Source organism: Altererythrobacter sp. TH136, assembly GCF_007065885.1.
Classification (GTDB): Bacteria; Pseudomonadota; Alphaproteobacteria; order Sphingomonadales; family Sphingomonadaceae; genus Tsuneonella.
The window spans coordinates 686,782-706,662 of sequence record NZ_CP041409.1 but is presented as its reverse complement, the minus strand read 5'-3'; the positions used below and the strand labels follow the sequence as shown (position 1 = coordinate 706,662).

Below are 19,881 nucleotides of genomic sequence, written 5' to 3'. Positions count from 1 at the left end.
AGCCGCGAGGGTGTAACAGGGCAGGTATGGACCCGCAGGCAGCCTGGCAGGCAACGACCGAGATCATCCGCGAGATACCGCGCTCGGGTTTGCTGATCGCGACCGTTGCGGCGGTGCTCGGCAGCATCCTCGGTACCGGGATCGCGCGACATTATTCGCGTTTCGGCCGCTTTATGGCGACGACCAGCACGATGGCGCTGGCGGCGATCCTGGTGGTGGTAATGCTGCAGGTGTCGCGCTTCGATCCGCGGCTGGACATCGCCGTGCCGGAACTCGGCTTTCCCGAACAGACCGTTGCGGGGGGTGAAACCCGGGTGCCGATGTCACCGGACGGGCATTTCTGGATTCAGGCGACCGTGAATGGAGAGCCGGCCGCGTTCCTGGTCGATACGGGGGCGACCCTGACGGCGGTCTCGGTGCCGCTGGCCGAACGCGCCGGGCTGGAGCCGCGCACGGGCGGGGTGCCGGTCCGCATCTCGACCGCCAACGGCACGGTGACCGCCGACCTGACCACGATCGACACCTTGCGGTTCGGCAGCGTGAAGGCGGGCGGGCTCGACGCGGTGATCGCGCCGCAGATCGGCACGACCAACGTCATCGGGATGAACCTGCTGTCACGCCTTGCGTCCTGGCGCGTGGAGGGGCGGACGATGATCTTGGTCCCGAACAACCCGCAGCCGCCCGCCTGAGCTTGCCTGCCGTATTAGTCGCTGGCAGGGGCGTGTCATGACCCAGGCCCCCAACTTTCAAGGCATCCACAATTTCCGCGACTATGGCGGCTATTCTGCCGCCGGCGGCAAGGTCCGCCGCGGGGTGCTCTACCGCTCCGGCCAGCATGTCGCGGCGACCGATGGAGATCTTGCAGAGCTGGCCGCGCTCGACATCCGCACGGTGATCGATCTGCGCGGCATCGCCGAGCGCGAGATGCATCCTTGCCGCCGCCACGAAGGCTGGGCGGGCGAAGTCGTCGCGCATGATGGGTCGACGACCTCCAGCCCGCCGCACATGGACATCGGTCCCGAAGTCACGACCGCCGATTACGCGCGCGACCGCATGCTTCAGGTGTATACGCGGATGCCTGAAAACCCGGCGATGCAGGCGATGTTCGGACGCTATCTGCACGCGCTGGCAGACCGCGACGGAGCCAGCCTGGTGCACTGCTTCGCGGGCAAGGATCGCACCGGCATGGCGGTGACGCTGCTGCTGCACATCGTCGGCGTGTCGGAAGACGATCAGGTGCGCGAATTCCTGCTCACCAACGAATCGCCGACGTTCCACATTCTGCGCGCGCAATCGATCCCGGTGATGGAGAAGCGGCTCGGCCGGACCATGGACGAGGCGTCGGTCCGCGCGATGCTCGACGTGCACGAGGATTACTTCGCGCGCTTTCACTTGGTGGCGCGTCAGACGCACGGTTCGCTCGACGATTGGCTGAATCAGGCCGTTGGAGTCGACGACACGCTACGCATGAACCTGCGGGACAAGTTCGTCGCCTGACTCGATTTCCCGCCGCCGCGCCCCTATCTGGCCCGGCAAGACGGAGGAAACGATGGCTACCCACAAGACGCGCATGCTCATCATCGGTTCGGGCCCGGCAGGGCTGTCGGCCGCGATCTATGGCGCGCGCGCAATGATGGAGCCGATCGTGGTGCAGGGCCTCCAGCCCGGCGGGCAGTTGACCATCACCACCGATGTCGAGAACTATCCCGGCTTCCGCGACGTGGTTCAGGGCCCGTGGCTGATGCAGGAGATGCAGGCCCAGGCAGAGCACGTTGGCACTCGGATGATGTGGGACACCATCGTCCGGGTCGATCTGGAAGGCGGCTCCCCCTTCCGCGCCTATGGCGACAGCGGCGACATCTACGAAGGCGACACGCTGGTCATCGCGACCGGCGCGCAGGCCAAGTGGCTGGGCGTGCCCGGCGAGATGGAACTGGGCGGCAAGGGCGTATCCGCTTGCGCTACGTGCGATGGATTCTTCTACCGCGGCAAGAAGGTTGCGGTGATCGGCGGCGGCAACACCGCTGTCGAGGAGGCGCTATACCTCACCAACCATTCCGACGATGTGACGCTGATTCACAGGCGCGACTCCCTGCGGGCCGAGCGCATCCTGCAGGATCGCCTGTTCAACCATCCCAAGATCACCGTTTTGTGGAACCAGGTGGTCGAAGGGTTCGAAGGCGATCCGCTGGCCGGCGGCTTGACTCACCTGTCGCTGAAGGACCGCGTAACTGGACAACTGAGCAAGTTCCATTGCGATGGCGCCTTCGTCGCAATCGGCCACGCCCCCTCGACCGAACTGTTCAAGGGGCAGCTTCCCGTTGACGAGGGCGGTTACCTGATCGTCGAGCCGGGCACGCCCAAGACGGCGATCCCGGGCGTGTTCGCGTGCGGCGACGTGATGGACCATACGTATCGGCAGGCGGTGACCGCCGCCGGCACCGGGTGCATGGCCGCGCTGGATGCCGAGCGGTTCGTGTCAGGATTGTCGATCGATCTGCATGGCCACGCCGAGGCAGCCGAAGCGGCGGAGTAGCTCCGCCGCCATTTTCAGAACACCGCCAACGCTGCCCTGATGATCAACCAGATGAGCACGAAGCTCGACAGCGAGAACAGCAGGAACCGGCCCATCACCTTGTTGACCGTGGCCTGCCACAGCGAGTGGAGCACACGCAGCGCGACGTAAATCCATGCCAGCGTCGCGTTCAGGCCGTCACCTTGTCCAACGAACGCGAGCACGAGCGCCACCGCGTAGAACAGCGTCGGCGCTTCGTGCAGGTGATTGTAATTATGCGCCTTCCACTGGATGTCCGGGGTTAGCAGACCGTCGAGCTTGGCGCCGGTCCAGCCGACGTCGGCGTTAGGGCCGCCGTCCTTGGGCAGCCGGTTGATCGCGGGAATCCGGGTGGCGTACATCCACAGCCACATCACCATCGTCCATGCGAGCAGCGCGACGATGGGCTGGAGAATATCGGCCCCGATCACTGGATCACCATCGGATCGGCGAACAGCGTCAGCGCAAGCGCACGGATCGCCAGGACTACCAGCGCCAGCGTCGACAGCATGAACAGCAGGAAACGCACTGACACCACGTTGACGGTCGCCTGCCAGATCGAGTGCACGATGCGGATCGCGACATAGATCCAGGCCACCAGAACCATGGTCGGATTGGGTCCAAGCAGCGCGATGATCAGCGACACGGCGTAGAACAGCGTCGGTTGTTCGACGAGGTGGGAATAGTTATGGGCTTTCCAGTTGATCCGGTCGTCCACGACTCCTTCCAGATCCTGTCCCCGCCCTCCAGGCTTGGCATTCTTGAGCCCGCCGATCCGGCGGAGTGCCGGTAGCCGGGTCGCGGCCATCCACACCAGCATGATCAGCGTCCACGCGATCAACACTGCCGCGGGCGCGAGCATCTGTGCCTGCATTCAATTTCCCCCATCATCGTCCCGGCTGCGAACGTGCGCCGGGCAGACGTGCATGTCAAATCGCCGTCAATCGGCGTGGGTGATGACCTTCGCGAATGAATCCGCGTCCGTGTTGCCGCCAGTGAGCATGATCACCGTGTGCGCGTCCAGCATCACCTTGCCCGCGAGTGCCGCAGCCAGCGCCGCCGCGCCGCCGGGTTCGACCACCAGCTTGAGCTTCGCAAAGGCGAACCGCTGGGCCTCGCGCACTTCGGCGTCGGTGACCGTCACCCCGGGATCGGACCGGCCGGACAGCACGGCGAGATTGATCTGTTTGGTCGCCGGCGGCTGCAAGGCGTCACACACCGTGACCGGACCGCTACTGATGGCGCGAACCTTTCCTTCGGCCAGCGACTGGCCGACGGTGTCCCACCCTTCCGGTTCAACCGGCACGATCGCGCTGTCAGGACATGCCAGGGCCAGCCCCGCAGCAAGACCACCGCCGCCGCAAGGCGCGACGATGCGGGAAGGCTGGCGGCCCAGCTGCTCCATGATCTCGACGCCGGCGCTGCCCTGGCCCTCGATCACCCACGGATCGCCAAACGCATGGGCGAGCACCGCCCCGCGTTCCTCGACCAGGCGGGCCGCGACCGCGTCGCGATCTTCCCGCGGGCGTTCGTAAAGCACGACCTCGGCTCCCAGCGCGCGGGTGGCGTCGAGTTTCACCTGCGGTGCGTTATGCGGCATCACGATCGTGGCCCGAACCCCGAGTTCGCGCGCAGCCCACGCAATCCCCTGTGCGTGGTTTCCGCTGGAGACGGCGATCACCCCGCGGGCGCGTTCCTCTGGCGTCATGTCGGTTAGCCGGTGCCATCCGCCACGAATCTTGAAGGCGCCGATCGGCTGCAGGTTCTCGGCCTTGGCCCACAACCGTGTTCCGTTCACTTCCAGCGGCAGCAAAGGGGTGGGCGGAAGGATGGCCCTGATTTTCTCGGCCGCGCGCAGTACGCCCGCTCTGTCAGGCATGCGCAGGTGGTCGGCGGGGGTTTCGCGAAACATTCCCGCCGACTAGTGCGTTCGCCATTCGACGCCAATCGGCGCGCCAAGAAAGTTTGGAGTTTTCATGTCGACAGTCCTGGTAATCGGTGCGGGTGGGGTCAGCTCGGTCTGCGTCCACAAGATGGCGATGAATGCCGAAATCTTCTCCGCTATCCATCTCGCCAGCCGCACCAAATCGAAGTGTGACGCGATCGCGGCCAGCGTGACGCAGCGCACCGGCCGCGACGTCCAGACCTATTCGATCGATGCCGAAGAGGTGCCGGCGATGGTCAACCTGATCCGCAAGGTGCAGCCCAGCCTGGTGGTCAATCTGGCGCTGCCGTACCAGGACCTGCCGATCATGGACGCCTGCCTGGAAGCGGGCGTCAACTACCTCGACACCGCGAACTACGAGCCCAAGGACGAGGCCAAGTTTGAATACAAGTGGCAGTGGGCCTACCACGACCGCTTCAAGCAGGCCGGGCTGATGGCGCTGCTCGGCTCGGGCTTCGACCCGGGTGTGACCAGCGTGTTCACCATGTGGCTCAAGAAGCACAAGCTGAAGACCATCCGTCAGCTCGACATCCTCGATTGCAACGGCGGCGATCACGGCCAGCACTTCGCGACCAACTTCAATCCTGAGATCAACATCCGCGAGGTCACCGCGCCGGCTCGCCACTGGGAGAACGGCGAGTGGGTCGAAACCCCGGCGATGCAGGTGAAAACCGAGTTCGATTTCGAGGCGGTAGGCAAGAAGAACGCCTACCTGATGTATCATGAAGAGCTGGAAAGCCTGGCGAAGTTCGTCCCTGAACTGGAGCGGGCGCGGTTCTGGATGACTTTCGGCGATGCCTACATCACGCACCTGACCGTGCTGCAGAACGTCGGCATGACCTCGATCGAGCCGATCCGCTACCAGGGCAAGGAGATCATCCCGCTGCAGTTCCTCGCCGCGGTGCTGCCCAAGCCAGAGTCACTGGGCGAAACCACCAAGGGCAATACCAACATCGGCGTCATCGCCACCGGTGAGGCGCTCGACGGGTCGGGCGAGAAAACATTCTACATCAAGAACATCTGCAGTCATGAAGCGGCTTACGAAGAGACCGGCAATCAGGCGGTCAGCTACACCACCGGCGTGCCGGCCATGATCGGCAGCGCAATGGTGGTGACGGGCAAGTGGGCCGGGGACGGCGTGTTCAACATGGAAGAGATGGACCCCGATCCATTCATGGAGATGCTCAATTCGGACGGGCTGCCGTGGACGGTCGAGGAACTGAACGGACCGGTCGAATTCTGACCGTGGCCGAGCAGCGCCTCTCCCTGGTCACTCTTGGTACGCGCGACCTCGCACGGTCGCGGCGGTTCTACACCGACGGGTTCGGGTGGACGCCCGCGTTCGAGAACGAGGAGATCATCTTCTACCAGCTTGGCGGGATCATCCTGGGGACATTTGAGAGGGGGCGCTGGAACGGGACATGGGCCGAGGCGGCCTCGACCGACCCGGCGCATTCGCGCTGGCGCACAACGTCCGCTCGCGCGAGGAGGTCGAGCCTTTGATGAGCAACCTGGTGGCAGCGGGCGGGCTTGTCCTGCGGCCCGCTGACGAACCACCGATCGGAGGTCTGCGCGGCTACGTCGCCGACCCCGACGACCATGCGTGGGAAATCGCTTACAACCCTGGGTTCGCGATCGACGCGGGCGGCAACGTGAGGTTCGGCATCTGATGGAAACCAGGGCCGGCGATCCGGGGGCGTTTGCGCGCTTCGACCTGCAACGCGTGGACTCACCTGCGTTCGTGGTCGATGCCGCCAGGCTGCGCGCCAATCTGCAAATCCTTGCCGATGTGCGCGACGCCGCCGACATCAAGGTGCTTGCGGCACTGAAGGCTTTCAGCATGTGGTCGGTCGCCCCGATCATCGGCGAGTACCTGGACGGTGTCTGCACCAGCGGCTTGTGGGAAGCGCGGCTGGCGAGCGAATTCTACGATGGCGAGATCGCCACCTATTGCGCCGCCTACAAACCCGACGAGTTGGCGGAGGTCTGCCGCCTGTCAGATCACGTGATCTTCAATTCGCCCGGACAGCTCGAACGCTTTCGCCCGGTCCTCGACGCAGCGCGTGCCGCGGGGCAGGACTTCGATGTGGGCTTGCGGATCAATCCGCTTTGCCCGTGCGGCGAGGTGCCGCGCTACGATCCGTCCTCGCCCGGCAGCCGGCTCGGCTTCCCGCTGGACCAGTTGACGCCCGAGATCATGGAGCAGGTCGACGGTATCCATTTCCACAACCTGTGCGAGCAGGATTTCGAACCTCTGCGCCGCACGTGGGACACCGTGTTTGACCAGATCGAGCCCTATTTCGGCGATCTCAAGTGGATCAACATGGGCGGCGGCCATCATATCACTCGCTCGGATTACCAACGCGAAGAACTGATCGAATTCCTGAAGGACGCGAAAGACGATACTGACGCGGAAATCTACCTTGAGCCGGGCGAGGCGGTAGCGCTCGATGCCGGCATCCTGGTCGGCACGATCCTCGATTCGCACTGGAACGGCCTGCCCGTGGCGATCACCGACATTTCCGCGACCTGCCACATGCCCGATGTCATCGAAGCGCCGTATCGCCCGGCGATGCTGAACGAGGCGGGCGAGGGTGAACCGGTCCGCCTGGGAGGGCCATCCTGCCTCGCGGGGGATGTCATCGGCGACTATCGCTTGTCGGTGCCGAACGAGCCTGGCGAGCGCTTCGCGTTTCTCGATCAGGCGCACTACTCGATGGTAAAGACGAACACTTTCAATGGGGTGCAGCTGCCTTCCATCTGGTTGTGGGACAGCGACACTGACGCGCTCGAGCAAATACGCAGCTTCGGCTATGAGGATTTCCGCGATCGGCTCAGCTGACCGCGCCTTACCGCCGTCCGATCGCGCCGGGGGTTGTTGTCGCGGGACCGGATTTTCACTTGCGGTTCACGCCGGGCCTTATATACGCGCCCTCCGCAGCCCCAAGGGGACTTCCTTAACCGCAAGGCTGCCTCGTTCAAACTTACCGTTTGGGGGTCCCTTGAGTTGCACCATCATCCTGACGCACGGTCTGTAGTTCGCGCCCTCGCGCCGGACGAACCGGTCATTTTGAACCGCCCGCACGCAGCGGCGCGCGCGGCCCGTTTCTTCGCAGAGAAGTTTCCGGGCAAGTCGCTCTACGCCGTGAAGGCGAATCCTTCGCCTGACCTCTTGCGCGTGCTGTGGGGCGCAGGGATCACGCACTTCGACGTCGCGTCGATCGCCGAAGTGCGCCTGGTGCGGGAGGCTCTGCCGGATGCCGAGCTATGCTTCATGCATCCGGTCAAGACGGCGCGCGCAATCCGCGAAGCGTACTTCGAACACCGGGTGAAGACCTTCAGCCTCGACACGGTCGAGGAGTTGGAAAAGATCGTGTCGGCAACGGCACATCCCGACGGCACCGGCGCGACCGACCTGCGGTTGCTGGTGCGCCTGCGGGTGTCCTCGGAATACTCGGAACTCAGCCTGGCCGCGAAGTTCGGCTGTGATCTCGCCGATGCGGCCGAACTGCTGCAGGCGACTCGCCAGCATTGTGACTGGCTGGGTGTGTGCTTCCACGTCGGCAGCCAGGCGATGACGCCGTTTGCCTATGTGCAGGCGCTGGAGCGCGTGCGCGCCGCCGTGGCCGAAGCTTCGGTCGTGATCGACGTGGTCGATGTCGGCGGAGGCTTTCCGAGCGATTACCCCGGCATGGAGCCGCCCCCGCTGGAAGATTACTTCGCGATCATCCACCGCCACTTCGAGGCGCTGCCGATCGCCTACAACGCCGAACTGTGGTGCGAGCCCGGCCGCGCGCTGTGCGCAGAGTATTCATCGCTCGTCGTGCGAGTGGAGAAGCGCCGTGGGGACGAACTCTACATCAACGATGGCGCCTATGGTGCGCTGTTCGATGCCGCGCACATCGATTGGCGGTTCCCCGTGAACGCGCTTGAGGATGACCTGACGCAGCCGTTGGCCGAGTTTTCGTTCTATGGTCCGACCTGCGACGATGCCGATTACATGAAGGGGCCCTTCATGCTACCGGCCGACATCCAGGCTGGCGATTACATCGAGATCGGCATGCTGGGTGCGTACGGCGCGGCGATGAAGACCGGCTTCAACGGCTTCGGGAATGCCGAACAGATCATCGTCGAAGATGAGCCGATGGCGAGCCTCTATCGCGGCGATCGGGTGGATCCGCGCGCCACCGACAATGTGGTGAGCCTACGCTAAGCCGTTAGGCCGCGAAGTGCTGCGCGGATTGGCTGTGAGCAGCGCTTTCTAGTGCCGTTTACCCCTGGCAAGTCGCCGCACAACTGATGCAACCTGGGGCGCGCCCGGGTCTCTGGAGGTCAATCGGGGAAACCGATGAAGCGGGCCGCTTCCTCCACCGGCTTGCGTTCGCTGACCACCGCATTGGCGGGGAAGGTTTCATCCGGCCAGCCCATCGCGACCGCTTTCATGATCACCTGGTCCTCAGGGATGCCCGCATGTTCGCGGACCACCGGGCTTTGCATGATGCCCTGGCTGTTGATCACGCAGCCGAGCCCGCGTGACCAGGCGGCGTTGACCAGCGCTGTCGTGACCGCGCCGCAGTCGAAAGCGCTGTCGTCGCTGTCGGCCAGTTCCCGGTCGTAGGCAACGATGACGCACACCGGTGCGTCGAACTGGCGAAAGCCGCGCAATACCCAGTCCTGCCGCTTGTCCTTGTCGTCGCGGGCGATGCCCATCGCTTCGAACAACTGCTTGGCGACGCCGATCTGGCGTTCGCGATGCACGCCGGCAAAGGCGCTGCCACGGCGGAACTCGCGGCTGTCGGGCACGCCGGCCAAGATGTTCTCCGTGTTCCCCCGCCGGATCCGCGCGAGTGGCTCCCCAGTGATGACGTGGAAGTGCCACGGCTGGGTGTTCATGGACGAGGGCGCGCGGGTGGCGAGGGCAATGACCTCTTCAATCAGCGTGCGGGGGACGGGTTTGTCGAGATAGCCGCGGATCGATCGGCGGCCGAGCACGACTTCGTCGTAGGTGGGGTGCGATGAGTTGCTCATGGCCACCGGCTTAACCCGTCATCGCCGCGAGTAAACCCTCAGCCGCCGCTGCCGACCTGAACCTGCATGAACTGCGGCGCGCTGGCTCCGGCGCTGAGCGCGGCAGGCGCATGGGACGGGGCGCCGGCGACCGGCAGGCTCGCCGCCGCAAGCGCGTATGGGCTGACCCGGTGGCGGGTACACAATCCCCCCGCGCCGTCGCTGACCAACGGCGTTTCAAATTCGACGCCAAGCTGTGCGCCTTCGGAGCGCAGCACCTTGCACACCACCAGCTGACCGCCGCCCAGATCGAGCACCAGCGCGGTATCGAGCGGAACCCCGACCAGGCCTTCGACGAACGCGCCGGTCTTGCTCAGGTCGCGGATCACCGCGTCGTACCGATGATCGCCGTGGATGATCCCGATGCGGCGGAACATCGACCGCCGATCAGGGCGGTGCTTGTCCGGACCACTCGGCTCGATCTTGAATTCACCCGACCGGATGTTCTGCAGCACCTGATGCTGGGGCATGGCCTTGGCGAAAATCCACCCTTGGACCAGTTCCGCCCCGCGCGAACGGACGACTTCGAGCTGGTCGAACGCTTCCACCCCCTCGACGGTCGTCTCCATTCCCAGCGCCTTGGACAAGCCAATGATCGCTGTGATGATCTTGGCGCTGTTCTGGTCTTTCTGGGTGCACGAATCGACGAAGCTCTTGTCGACCTTGAGCTTGTCGAACGGCGCCGAGCGGAGATAACTCAGCGAGGAATAGCCGGTGCCGAAATCGTCCAGCGCCAGCCGCACGCCGATCTTCTTCAACGCTCGGAAGGTTTCTTCCGTGGCTTCGCTGTCGCCCATGAACACGCTTTCAGTGAGCTCCAGCTCCAGCCTGTCGGGATCGAGCCCGCTGGCCTGCAAAGCATCGGCAACCACATCGACGAAACCGGCGGTCGTGAACTGGCGCGCCGACACGTTGACCGCCACGCGGACAGTGTCCGGCCATGCGGCGGCATCGGCGCACGCGCGGTTCAGCGCCCAATCGCCCAACGGGCCGATCAGGCTCGAATCCTCTGCCACCGGGATGAACATGCCCGGGCTGACCCAGCCGCGCTCCTCATGCTCCCAGCGCATCAGCGCTTCCATCCCGACCACGTGGTTGTCGTGAATGCGAACCACCGGCTGATAGTGCAGCTCCAGCTGTTCGCTTTCCAGCGCCTCACGCAGGTCATCGAGCAGCAGCTGGCGCTCTTCCTCTTCGTCCTTGAGGTCCGATGAATAGAAACGGAACTGACCGCGCCCGCCGTTCTTGGCCGAATAGAGCGCGAGGTCCGACGCGCGCACCAGCTCTTCCACTTCCTGGCCGTCGTACGGCGCGATGGCGATGCCGACCGAAGTCCCGATGATCGCCCGCTTGCCATCGATCGGATAGGGCTGCGACACGATCTGGATGATCTTGTCGGCCAGTTCCCCCAGCTTGCCGCGATCGTCCACATCGGGGATGATCACCTGGAACTCGTCTCCGCCCAGCCGGCCGATCTCACCGCGATCGCCGATGATGTTGCGCAGCCGCTCCGCCACCTGGCGCAGCAGGTCGTCGCCCGCCGGGTGGCCCATGGTGTCGTTGACCTGCTTGAACCGGTCGAGGTCCAGCATCATCAGCGCGCAGTTGCGCTTGGCGGCCTTGAACGCCGCCAGCACCGATTCCAGCCGCCGGTGCATCCGGTGCCGGTTGTAGAGGCCGGTCAGCGAATCGTATTCGGCCAGCCGCGAATCTTCGATCTGGCGCTGGTATTCGACCGATATGTCCTTGGCCGAGCCGCGGTAACCGTGGAAACGGCCGGTCAAATCGACCTTGGGCTGGCCGGACAGTGACAGCCACACGGGTCGACCGGTGCGGGCTTCGGGCAGCGCGCAGCGGACGGTGACGTCGACGATCCGGTTATGCGCGCTGATCTGGAAGCCGAGCGGGCGGGCGGAATGAGTATCGGGATGTTCGGGATCGGTTTCGAACAAGGTCGCCAGGGGCCGGCCCAGCAGGTTAGCCAGCGGCAGGCCCATGGCTTCGGCGGCACCGGGCGACAGGTAGCTTAACACCCCATCGGCGTCCGAAGCCCAGATCCAGGCGAGACCGGTCTGCTCGAAATCCTCGAGCACCGAGAGCCGCAGGCCATCGCTGGTGAGATTGTCACCCGCGCCGCCCGAAAGCCCCTTCCAAAGATTCCTGACCGCCATCGCCCCTTGCCGCTAACGTCCGAACCAGGTCGGACAAGCATTCGTGCGACTAAACGGTAATGGTTACCGCCAGACTAAGGCGAAGGCTCGATATGGCCGTGACGATCAAGCCGCCTGCGCTTGCTGAAGGTCGAGCCGGTCCCAGATTTCCACCAGCGCATCGGTCAGCGCGCGCATCATCGCTTCGTTGTGCGCGGGGCCGGGGGTGAAGCGCAGACGCTCCGTCCCGCGCGGCACGGTGGGGTAATTGATCGGCTGCACGTAGACCCCGTACTCGGCGAGCAGGATGTCGCTGATCTTCTTTGCCCGGACGGGATCGCCGACCATCAGCGGCACGATGTGCGTGGTGCTGGGCATGACCGGCAAGCCCGCTTCGGCGAACATCGTTTTCAGGCAAGCGGCGGCTGCCTGCTGGCCTTCGCGCTCCTCGCTCGATTGTTTGAGATGGCGCACCGCGGCGAGCACGCCGGCAGCCAGCACCGGCGATAGCGAAGTGGTGAAGATGAAGCCCGGCGCATAGCTGCGGATGCAGTCGACGATCTTGCGATCGGCGGCGATGTAGCCGCCCATCACGCCGAATGCCTTGCCCAGCGTGCCTTCGATGATGTCGATCCGGTGCGCCGCTTCGTCGCGTTCCGAAATGCCGCCGCCGCGCGCGCCGTACATGCCCACGGCATGGACTTCGTCGATGTAGGTGAGGGCGTTGTACTGTTCGGCCAGGTCGCAGATCGCGTGAATGGGCGCGACGTCGCCGTCCATCGAATAGACGCTTTCGAACGCGATCAGCTTGGGTACGTCCGGGTCTTCGGCGGCGAGCAGTTCTTCCAGGTGCGCAAGATCGTTGTGGCGGAACACCCGCTTCTCGGCACCCGAGTTGCGGATGCCGGCGATCATGCTGGCGTGGTTCAGCTCGTCGGAGAAGATCACGCAGCCCGGCAGCAGCTTGGCCAGCGTCGACAGGGTCGCGTCATTGGAGACATAGCCGCTGGTGAACAGCAGCGCGGCTTCCTTGCCATGGAGATCCGACAGCTCGGCCTCAAGCTCCACGTGGTAATGCGAATTGCCGCCGATGTTGCGCGTGCCGCCCGAACCTGCGCCGACGTCGTGCAGCGCGTGTTCCATCGCGGCGATGACCTTGGGGTGCTGGCCCATCGCGAGGTAATCGTTCGAGCACCAGACGGTGATCGGCTTGGGACCGTTGTGGCCGGCAAAGCAGCGCGCGTTGGGGAACGCACCCTTGTTGCGCAGAATGTCGATGAAGACGCGGTAGCGCCCTTCGGTGTGCAAGCGATCGATCGCCTGGTCGAAGATCTGGTCGTAGTTCACGAAAGGTCGCTCGCGAGTTACCCGCCGGTCCCGTCCGGCAAACGCGGTCCACCTACTCCTCCGCCCCGCCGATTGCCACCGCGATCTTTGCGAATGGTTCGCAATTACAGGCGTTCGACGCGCTCCAGACCGTAGGTGGACAGCATCCGTGCGAACGACGCACGGCTGTCCGGCTCGGCGGTGAACACCGCCAGATCGGGTTCGCTGCGGGCGAATGGCTGCCCTGCGAGCAAGCTTGCCGTGCGCCGGGCGATCCCTTCCGCTCCGTCGACGAAAGTCACGGGGCGGGGGAAGGCGCGGGCAAGCTCGTCCGCCAGAAGCGGGAAGTGCGTGCAGGCGAGCACCACCGTGTCGATCTGGTCGCCCCACGGCTGGGCGAGCAGGCCGTGGACGGCGTCGTGGATGATGGCCGGATCGACCGGATCCCCCCGCATCTTTGCCTCGGCCGCTTCGACCAATCCGGGCGCTGGAAACCGGACGACGTGCTTGCCGACCGCAAATTCCGCCTCGAGCTGGTCGACGTAGCGTTGCCGGATGGTGGCGGCGGTGCCGAGCAGGCCTACCGTGCCGGTTCGGGTGAGCGCGGCGGCGGGTTTGATGGCCGGCACGGTGCCGACGATCGGGATCTGGAGAACCTCGCGCACCATGCCGAGCGCGATCGTGCTGGCGGTATTGCAGGCGATGACGGCCAGGCGCGGCCGATAGCGCTCGCTCAGCACGCCGAGCAGCCCGGCGACCCGGGCGGCGATCTCCGCCTCGCTCTTCGCGCCATAGGGCAACCCGGCGGTGTCCGCGGCGTAGATGATGGGCGCCTGCGGCAAGACCTTGCGCAGCTCGGCCAGCACGGTGAGGCCGCCTACTCCTGAATCGAACAACAGGATCGGGGCGGCAGGCGCGATGCTTTCATGCAAAACAGTTCGTCCCGAGCTTGTCGAACGGCCGCCTTTCCGACTAGCTGGCCTCCGCGTGAATGCGGCCCTTCGACACGGAAGGGCGAACGGGTCAAGGGGGCGGTGATGGACTATGTGCTGGCGGCGTTGACCGGATACCTGCTCGGTTCAGTGCCGTTCGGGCTGCTGCTGACCCGCGGCTTCGGCGCGGGCGACGTGCGGGAGATCGGTTCGGGCAGCATCGGGGCGACCAACGTGTTGCGCACCGGGCGCAAGGGGCTGGCGGCGGCAACCGTGCTGCTCGATGCGGGCAAGGGCGTGGCGGCGGTCCTGCTCGCGGCGGTGCTGTGGCCGGGTACCGAGGGGCTGGCCGCGGTGGCGGCGATTGTCGGCCACTGCTTCCCGGTGTGGTTGCGGTTCAAGGGGGGCAAGGGCTTCGCCACCGCGGCGGGGGTGGTGCTGGCGCTCGCCTGGCCGGTGTTCCTCGTCTGCGCCGCCATCTGGGCAGCGACGCTGGCGGTGAGCCGGATTTCGTCGGTCTCATCGATGCTCGCCGTCATTGCAGCGCCGCTTGCGGCGTGGGCGCTCGATTACGAAGAACTGTCGCTCACGCTGGTGGCGATCGCCGCGATCGTGCTGGTCCAGCACCGCGCCAACATCGGCCGGCTGCTGCGCGGCGAGGAACCGCGGGTGGGCCGCTCCAAGTGAGCTTGTCGCAGGAGGAAGCGTTCGCGCGCATTCGGCTGCTGCGATCGCCCAATATCGGCCCGGTCAGTTTCCGCCAGCTCCTCCGCCGCTTCGGCACCGCGGAAGCCGCGATCGACGCACTGCCCGACCTCGCCCGGCGCGGCGGCGCGCCTTATCGTGCCGCGCCGCCCGAGATCATTGCGGAGGAAATCTCGCAAGTCCGCCGCGCCCGCGCCAGGTACCTGTTCCACGACCAGCCCGATTACCCGCCGCTGCTGGCGGAGGTCGACAGTGCGCCGCCGGTCCTCACATGGCGCGGTGACGTGTCGCTGGCGGCAAAGCCATGTGTGGCGATCGTCGGCGCGCGCAACGCCTCGGCCGCGGCGGTGAAACTGGCGCGCGATTTTGCCGCAGCGCTGTCGGAGGCGGGGTTCACCGTCGTATCGGGTCTGGCGCGCGGGATCGACGGCGCGGCACACCGCGGGGCACTGCCTGCCACCATCGGGGTGATCGCGAGCGGGATCGACATCACCTATCCGCCTGAACACATCGAGTTGCAGGAGGAAGTCGCCGGTCGCGGCCTGCTGATCGCCGAGCAGATCCCCGGCACCGAGCCGCGCGGCCGCCACTTCCCCAGTCGCAACCGCATCATCGCCGGGCTCGCCAGCGGCACACTGGTGGTCGAGGCCGCGCCCAAGTCCGGCTCGCTGATCACCGCGCGGCTGGCGGCGGAGGCCGGGCGAGAGGTCATGGCGATCCCCGGCAGCCCGCTGGAGGCTCGCGCCACCGGGTGCAACCAGCTGATCCGCGATGGTGCGATGCTGGTGCAGACGCCGGATGACGTGATCGAGCTGCTGAGCGGGTTCGACGGCACCCCGCGCTCCAGCTTCCGCGAGGCCGCCCCGGCGTTCCTGTTCGCCGACGAGGAACTGGCTGACGCGGAACCTGCCGATGTGACCAGTCTGCTGACCACCGCTCCGGTGGCGGTTGATGAACTCATCCGCCAGTCGGGCGAGCCCCCGGCATCGGTACAGCTTGCGCTGCTGGAGCTGGAGATCGCCGGGCGATTGACGCGCCATGCGGGAGGGCGGGTGTCGCTGGCCGCTTGACGCGCGGCTTGGACCGGCACCACCCTCGCGCGTACGTATACGCGTAGGGACACCGCCAAACTCACATGCAACTAGTCATCGTAGAATCGCCCGCCAAGGCGAAGACCATCGAGAAGTATCTGGGCAAGGACTACAAGGTCCTCGCCTCCTACGGCCACGTCCGCGACCTGCCGCCCAAGGACGGCAGCGTTCGGCCCGATGAGGATTTCGCGATGGACTGGGAGGTCTATCGTGACAAGACCGGCCGGGTGAAGGACATCGCGGACCTGGCCAAGAAAGCCGACCGCCTGATCCTCGCCACCGACCCTGACCGCGAAGGCGAAGCGATCAGCTGGCACGTGCGCGACCTGCTCGCGAAGAAAAAGGCACTGCCCAAGGAGGTCGAGCGGGTCACCTTCAACGCGATCACTAAGCAGGCGGTGACCGAGGCGATGGCGCGCCCGCGCGATCTCGACCAGCCGTTGATCGACGCGTACCTCGCGCGCCGCGCCCTCGACTACCTGTACGGTTTCACGCTCTCGCCAGTGCTGTGGCGGCGCCTGCCGGGGGCGAAGAGCGCGGGCCGGGTGCAATCCGTCGCCCTGCGGCTGATCGTCGAGCGCGAGCGCGAGATCGAAGCCTTCGTGGCGCAGGAATACTGGAGCGTCGTGGCACATCTCCAGCATGACGGCACCGCGTTCGACGCGCGGCTGGTGACCTATGACGGCCACAAGCTCGACCGCCTCGCGATTGGCGACCAGGGCATGGCGGAAGCCGCCAAGACGGCGGTGGAGGAGGGGCGCTTCACGGTCGAGGACGTCGAGACCAAGCCATTCAAGCGCAATCCCGCCGCGCCGTTCACGACATCGACCCTGCAGCAGGAGGCGGCGCGCAAGCTCGGCTATTCGGCCAGCCACACGATGCGGCTGGCGCAGAACCTCTACGAGCAGGGCGCCATCACCTACATGCGCACCGACGGCGTGCAGATGGACGGCAGCGCGATCAGCGCCGCGCGCAAGGCGATCAGCGATCGTTTCAGCGGGCACTACCTGCCGGACAAGCCGCGCATCTACCAAACGAAGGCCAAGAACGCGCAGGAAGCTCACGAAGCGATCCGGCCGACCGAATTCACCCGCGACCGGGTGGGGCAGGGGGACGAGGCCAAGCTCTATGATTTGATCTTCAAGCGCGCGATGGCGAGCCAGATGGCCGCCGCCAGCCTGGAACGCACGACGGTGACGCTGCGCGATGCGACCGGTCGGAACGAACTGCGCGCCACCGGCCAGGTGGTGAAATTCCCTGGTTTCCTGGCGGTGTACGAGGAAAGCTTCGACCAGAAGAGCGAGGACGACGACGAGAACCTGCTGCCGCTGATGCGCAAGGGCGACAGCCCGGCGAAGACCGGCGTCGATGCGAACCAGCATTTCACCCAGCCGCCGCCGCGCTTCTCCGAAGCGAGCCTGGTCAAGCGGCTGGAAGAACTCGGCATCGGGCGACCCTCCACCTACGCCTCGACCATCCAGACGCTACGCGACCGCGAGTACGTGCGGATGGAGAAGAACCGCTTCTTCGCCGAAGAAAGCGGTCGGCTGCTGACGGCGTTCCTGGAACGGTTCTTCGATCGCTATGTCGGGTATGATTTCACCGCCGACATGGAAACCGAGCTCGATACCGTTTCCGACGGGCGCGAGGACTGGAAGACGCTGCTCGAAGCGTTCTGGCGCGACTTCAAGCCGAAGACCGAAGAGGTGATGGAGAAGAAGCCGTCGGAGGTGACCGAGGCGCTTGACGAGTATCTGGGCGATTACCTGTTTCCGCCGCGCGCGGACGGGGGCGATCCGCGCCAGTGCCAGGCGTGCGTGGCCGAAGGGCGCGAGGGCGGGCGGCTGGCGCTGCGCGGCGGGAAATTCGGCGCGTTCATCGCCTGCTCCAATTATCCCGAATGCAAGTACACGCGGCAGTTCGCCTCGCCCGGCGGTTCCGGTGACGACGGCGGCGAGGACGCGGTGCTCGGCACCGATCCGGAAACGGGTCTGCCGGTCGAGCGCAAGAAGGGCCGCTTCGGGCCGTACGTGCAACTGGGTGAGGGCAAGGAGGCGAAGCGCGCGAGTATCCCCAAGGACCTCGACGATTTCGACTTCGAATGGGCGCTCAAGCTGCTGAGCCTGCCCCGGATCGTCGGCGCGCATCCCGACACCGGGCTGGAGATCGAGGCCAACATCGGCCGGTACGGTCCCTACCTTCGCCATGACGGCAAGTACGGCAAGCTGGCCAACACCCGCGAGGTGTTCGAGGTTGGCATGAACCGCGCAGTGGACCTGCTGGCGCAGGGCGCCAACCGCGGCGCGGGCCGCGCGGCGGCCGAGCCGATCAAGGTGCTGGCGGCGCATCCCACGAGCGGCGGCGAGATGAAGGTGATGGCGGGCCGCTATGGTCCCTATGTCACCGACGGCACCACCAACGCGACCCTGCCGCGCGACATGAAACCAGAGGACCTGACCGAGGCGCAGGCGATCGAATTGATCGATGCCCGCGCCGCCAAGGGACCGGCGAAGAAGAAGGGCCGCAAGGCTCCGGCCAAGAAAGCTGCGCCGAAGAAGGCAGCTGCGGCCAAGAAGCCGGCCGCGACGAAAGCCGCCCCGAAGAAGAAGGCAAGCTGATGGGCAAGGAGAACTTCGAACGGCACAAGCAGCCGTGGAAGGCCGATGAGGCGGGGACGCTGCGTATGCTAGCGGGCAAGGGCAAGGGCCTGAAAGAGATCGCCAAGGCCATCAACCGCAGCGAGGAATCGACCAAGGATTTCGCCAAGAAGAACGGGATCGAGATACTCAAGAAACGCTAGGCGGCTCCACGGCAACGCTGCGGGCGCGGGCCGGCTCGGTCATCCGGGCGAGCAAGCGCGACATGAAAATCTCCCCGTCCTGGGCGGATCCGAACGCGGTGTCGGGGATGCATAGGGTGAGTGAATCCGCGCCGATGATCCAGTAGCCGTGCTCGTGCAGAAGCTGGTGGATGCTCGCGTACGCCGCCTCGCCGGAGAACCGCGCCGTCTCGTAGCATACGCCGGTGGCGGTCAGGCGCCAGTGTGCCTCAAGCTGTTGCGGGACGCCTCGCGCGTCGAGGCCGGAGTTCCACGCTTTGCCGAGCACGATGCCCAGGCGCTTATAGCCCATGCCCAGCCCGTAGGCAGCGCCGAGCATGAGCACCAGGAAGCCGCCGACAAAGACCGCAAACGGGGCACGCATGAGGAGTTCTGACGGCACCAGCAGCACGAACAGCGCGACCATCAGCGCGCTGCCGACGAAGCCGCTCACCGCCCCGGTCAGCGGATAGGCCCAGCGATGGAACCCGACGTGGGCGATCCGGCTGTAGATGACGTTTGCCGCCCAGCTGGCCTGCTCCTGCGTCAGCCATCCGCGTGCTTCCACTGTTTCTCCGGGCAAGTTCGCCTCGGCGTCGGTGGGCTGTGTGGCCGCATCGGGCGGAGTGCTGCTTGAAGCCTCGGCAATATTTCCCGGACCAGCCTCGGCAAACTCCACCGCATCGCGGCTGCGGGCGCGCGCTTCGGGTGTCATCCGCGCGGTGATCGCCGCCAGCAGCGGGCGCTGCGCATCCTCGCTGTCGAACGCCGCGAAGGGAATCAGGAAATGCAGCTGGTCCGCGCTCAGCACCCAGCCGTCGGCGCCCCGCTCGACGGTGTCGATGGCATGCCAGCGCGGCGCCAGCACCATGCGCTCGGTGGTCAGCACCAGCGCCTCGTCCGTCACTTCGTACGATGCTGCGCGTTCCAGCGGACTGCCGATCGCAGCCAGCCGGTTGAAGTAGACGCGGCTGGCGCGGCGCTGCTCCAAGTTCAGCGCGAGCTGGACCGCGACGAGGCAGAGCACCGCGGGCAGGATCACCGGCAGCCACGGCCCGAGCGCGAACATCACCGGAAACGGCAACTGCTGTGCGCCCCAGAACGCCAGCAAATGACCAAGCCAGATCGCCAGGCACAACAGCGCGAGCAGCGCGAGGCTGAACCAGGTCCCGCCGCCCCTGATGCGGGAGGAGGAGTTGAGCGCGGCGGCCAGCACCTCCCTGTGTTTCAGGACAACGTGGACAGGGGGCGGTGCGGGAAGGGTGGCCATGACCGGCACTTATGCCGGAACGA

The 19,881-nt window shown here is 65.7% G+C and carries 20 protein-coding genes; 12 read left to right on the top strand and 8 right to left on the bottom strand.

The window, feature by feature from the left end; genetic code table 11:
• The first annotated feature begins 26 nt into the window (after positions 1–26).
• The 3 genes from C0V74_RS03450 to trxB are packed head-to-tail and all read left to right on the top strand — an operon-like array spanning position 27 to position 2,536.
• Entirely contained in the window at positions 27–689 is a 663-nt protein-coding gene (locus C0V74_RS03450) for a TIGR02281 family clan AA aspartic protease (protein WP_143250652.1), read from the top strand.
• A 37-nt stretch (positions 690–726) separates the two neighbouring features.
• On the top strand, positions 727–1,497 hold the full coding sequence (locus C0V74_RS03445; RefSeq protein WP_143250650.1) for a tyrosine-protein phosphatase: 771 nt from the start codon (positions 727–729) through the stop codon (positions 1,495–1,497).
• Between the two features lie 52 nt (positions 1,498–1,549).
• Positions 1,550–2,536, top strand: a complete 987-nt coding sequence (gene trxB, locus C0V74_RS03440; RefSeq protein WP_131625358.1) for a thioredoxin-disulfide reductase — start codon at positions 1,550–1,552, stop codon at positions 2,534–2,536.
• Between the two features lie 14 nt (positions 2,537–2,550).
• Here the strand turns inward: trxB and C0V74_RS03435 are convergent, their stop codons facing one another.
• The 3 genes from C0V74_RS03435 to C0V74_RS03425 all read right to left on the bottom strand — a co-directional run bounded on the left by C0V74_RS03435 (position 2,551) and on the right by C0V74_RS03425 (position 4,466).
• On the bottom strand, positions 2,551–2,985 hold the full coding sequence (locus C0V74_RS03435; protein ID WP_143250649.1) for an MAPEG family protein: 435 nt from the start codon (positions 2,983–2,985) through the stop codon (positions 2,551–2,553).
• Positions 2,982–3,428 (bottom strand): MAPEG family protein, encoded by a 447-nt coding sequence (locus tag C0V74_RS03430; protein ID WP_143250647.1) that lies wholly within the window; start codon positions 3,426–3,428, stop codon positions 2,982–2,984. The genes C0V74_RS03435 and C0V74_RS03430 overlap by 4 nt, the downstream gene beginning before the upstream one ends.
• 66 nt (positions 3,429–3,494) lie before the next feature.
• Positions 3,495–4,466 carry a pyridoxal-phosphate dependent enzyme gene (locus tag C0V74_RS03425; RefSeq protein ID WP_143250645.1) on the bottom strand — a complete coding sequence of 324 codons (972 nt, stop codon included), beginning with the start codon at positions 4,464–4,466 and terminating at the stop codon, positions 3,495–3,497.
• 64 nt (positions 4,467–4,530) lie between these two features.
• Here C0V74_RS03425 and C0V74_RS03420 point away from each other — a divergent pair, with 64 nt between their 5' ends.
• From C0V74_RS03420 to C0V74_RS03405, 5 genes are all read left to right on the top strand, one after another.
• Positions 4,531–5,742 carry a saccharopine dehydrogenase family protein gene (locus tag C0V74_RS03420; RefSeq protein WP_143250644.1) on the top strand — a complete coding sequence of 404 codons (1,212 nt, stop codon included), beginning with the start codon at positions 4,531–4,533 and terminating at the stop codon, positions 5,740–5,742.
• Between the two features lie 2 nt (positions 5,743–5,744).
• Positions 5,745–6,002 carry a VOC family protein gene (locus tag C0V74_RS13110; RefSeq protein ID WP_246844950.1) on the top strand — a complete coding sequence of 86 codons (258 nt, stop codon included), beginning with the start codon at positions 5,745–5,747 and terminating at the stop codon, positions 6,000–6,002.
• Positions 6,002–6,169, top strand: a complete 168-nt coding sequence (locus C0V74_RS13105; RefSeq protein ID WP_246844949.1) for a hypothetical protein — start codon at positions 6,002–6,004, stop codon at positions 6,167–6,169. The genes C0V74_RS13110 and C0V74_RS13105 overlap by 1 nt, the downstream gene beginning before the upstream one ends.
• Positions 6,169–7,341: a carboxynorspermidine decarboxylase gene (locus C0V74_RS03410; RefSeq protein WP_143250642.1), complete on the top strand. Its 1,173-nt coding sequence runs from the start codon at positions 6,169–6,171 to the stop codon at positions 7,339–7,341. The genes C0V74_RS13105 and C0V74_RS03410 overlap by 1 nt, the downstream gene beginning before the upstream one ends.
• A gap of 165 nt (positions 7,342–7,506) precedes the next feature.
• Complete coding sequence (locus tag C0V74_RS03405; RefSeq protein ID WP_143250640.1) at positions 7,507–8,712, top strand: alanine racemase; 1,206 nt, start codon at positions 7,507–7,509, stop codon at positions 8,710–8,712.
• Positions 8,713–8,831: 119 nt separating this feature from the next.
• Here C0V74_RS03405 and C0V74_RS03400 read toward each other — a convergent pair whose 3' ends face one another.
• The 4 genes from C0V74_RS03400 to murI form a co-directional block, all read right to left on the bottom strand.
• Positions 8,832–9,527, bottom strand: a complete 696-nt coding sequence (locus C0V74_RS03400) for a nitroreductase (protein WP_143250638.1) — start codon at positions 9,525–9,527, stop codon at positions 8,832–8,834.
• Between the two features lie 38 nt (positions 9,528–9,565).
• A complete protein-coding gene (locus tag C0V74_RS03395; protein ID WP_143250636.1) occupies positions 9,566–11,737 on the bottom strand; it encodes an EAL domain-containing protein in 2,172 nt (723 codons plus the stop codon).
• Positions 11,738–11,842: 105 nt separating this feature from the next.
• Complete coding sequence (hemA, locus tag C0V74_RS03390; RefSeq protein ID WP_131625368.1) at positions 11,843–13,063, bottom strand: 5-aminolevulinate synthase; 1,221 nt, start codon at positions 13,061–13,063, stop codon at positions 11,843–11,845.
• Between the two features lie 104 nt (positions 13,064–13,167).
• Positions 13,168–13,974 carry a glutamate racemase gene (murI, locus tag C0V74_RS03385; RefSeq protein WP_246844948.1) on the bottom strand — a complete coding sequence of 269 codons (807 nt, stop codon included), beginning with the start codon at positions 13,972–13,974 and terminating at the stop codon, positions 13,168–13,170.
• Positions 13,975–14,079: 105 nt separating this feature from the next.
• Between murI and plsY the strand changes: the two genes are divergently transcribed.
• The 4 genes from plsY (at position 14,080) to C0V74_RS03370 (ending at position 18,570) form a co-directional block, all read left to right on the top strand.
• Positions 14,080–14,661 (top strand): glycerol-3-phosphate 1-O-acyltransferase PlsY, encoded by a 582-nt coding sequence (gene plsY, locus C0V74_RS13100; RefSeq protein WP_168194138.1) that lies wholly within the window; start codon positions 14,080–14,082, stop codon positions 14,659–14,661.
• Positions 14,658–15,749, top strand: coding sequence for a DNA-processing protein DprA (dprA, locus tag C0V74_RS13095; RefSeq protein ID WP_168194137.1), 1,092 nt, complete (start codon positions 14,658–14,660; stop codon positions 15,747–15,749). Before plsY ends, dprA begins: the two co-directional genes overlap by 4 nt.
• Before the next feature lie 65 nt (positions 15,750–15,814).
• Complete coding sequence (gene topA, locus C0V74_RS03375; RefSeq protein WP_143250632.1) at positions 15,815–18,388, top strand: type I DNA topoisomerase; 2,574 nt, start codon at positions 15,815–15,817, stop codon at positions 18,386–18,388.
• Positions 18,388–18,570 (top strand): hypothetical protein, encoded by a 183-nt coding sequence (locus C0V74_RS03370; protein ID WP_143250630.1) that lies wholly within the window; start codon positions 18,388–18,390, stop codon positions 18,568–18,570. The genes topA and C0V74_RS03370 overlap by 1 nt, the downstream gene beginning before the upstream one ends.
• Here the strand turns inward: C0V74_RS03370 and C0V74_RS03365 are convergent.
• Positions 18,557–19,858 carry a hypothetical protein gene (locus tag C0V74_RS03365; RefSeq protein WP_143250628.1) on the bottom strand — a complete coding sequence of 434 codons (1,302 nt, stop codon included), beginning with the start codon at positions 19,856–19,858 and terminating at the stop codon, positions 18,557–18,559. The genes C0V74_RS03370 and C0V74_RS03365 overlap by 14 nt on opposite strands.
• Positions 19,859–19,881 lie beyond the last annotated feature (23 nt).

Coding starts and splice junctions, on each gene's coding strand:
- C0V74_RS03370 (WP_143250630.1), top strand. CDS start 18,388: ATGGGCAAGGAGAACTTCGAACGGCACAAGCAGCCGTGGAAGGCCGAT.
- C0V74_RS03395 (WP_143250636.1), bottom strand. CDS start 11,737: ATGGCGGTCAGGAATCTTTGGAAGGGGCTTTCGGGCGGCGCGGGTGAC.
- C0V74_RS03420 (WP_143250644.1), top strand. CDS start 4,531: ATGTCGACAGTCCTGGTAATCGGTGCGGGTGGGGTCAGCTCGGTCTGC.
- plsY (WP_168194138.1), top strand. CDS start 14,080: ATGGACTATGTGCTGGCGGCGTTGACCGGATACCTGCTCGGTTCAGTG.
- C0V74_RS03410 (WP_143250642.1), top strand. CDS start 6,169: ATGGAAACCAGGGCCGGCGATCCGGGGGCGTTTGCGCGCTTCGACCTG.
- trxB (WP_131625358.1), top strand. CDS start 1,550: ATGGCTACCCACAAGACGCGCATGCTCATCATCGGTTCGGGCCCGGCA.
- C0V74_RS03425 (WP_143250645.1), bottom strand. CDS start 4,466: ATGTTTCGCGAAACCCCCGCCGACCACCTGCGCATGCCTGACAGAGCG.
- C0V74_RS13105 (WP_246844949.1), top strand. CDS start 6,002: ATGAGCAACCTGGTGGCAGCGGGCGGGCTTGTCCTGCGGCCCGCTGAC.
- C0V74_RS03400 (WP_143250638.1), bottom strand. CDS start 9,527: ATGAGCAACTCATCGCACCCCACCTACGACGAAGTCGTGCTCGGCCGC.
- C0V74_RS03450 (WP_143250652.1), top strand. CDS start 27: ATGGACCCGCAGGCAGCCTGGCAGGCAACGACCGAGATCATCCGCGAG.
- C0V74_RS03430 (WP_143250647.1), bottom strand. CDS start 3,428: ATGCAGGCACAGATGCTCGCGCCCGCGGCAGTGTTGATCGCGTGGACG.
- C0V74_RS03365 (WP_143250628.1), bottom strand. CDS start 19,858: ATGGCCACCCTTCCCGCACCGCCCCCTGTCCACGTTGTCCTGAAACAC.
- C0V74_RS03445 (WP_143250650.1), top strand. CDS start 727: ATGACCCAGGCCCCCAACTTTCAAGGCATCCACAATTTCCGCGACTAT.
- topA (WP_143250632.1), top strand. CDS start 15,815: ATGCAACTAGTCATCGTAGAATCGCCCGCCAAGGCGAAGACCATCGAG.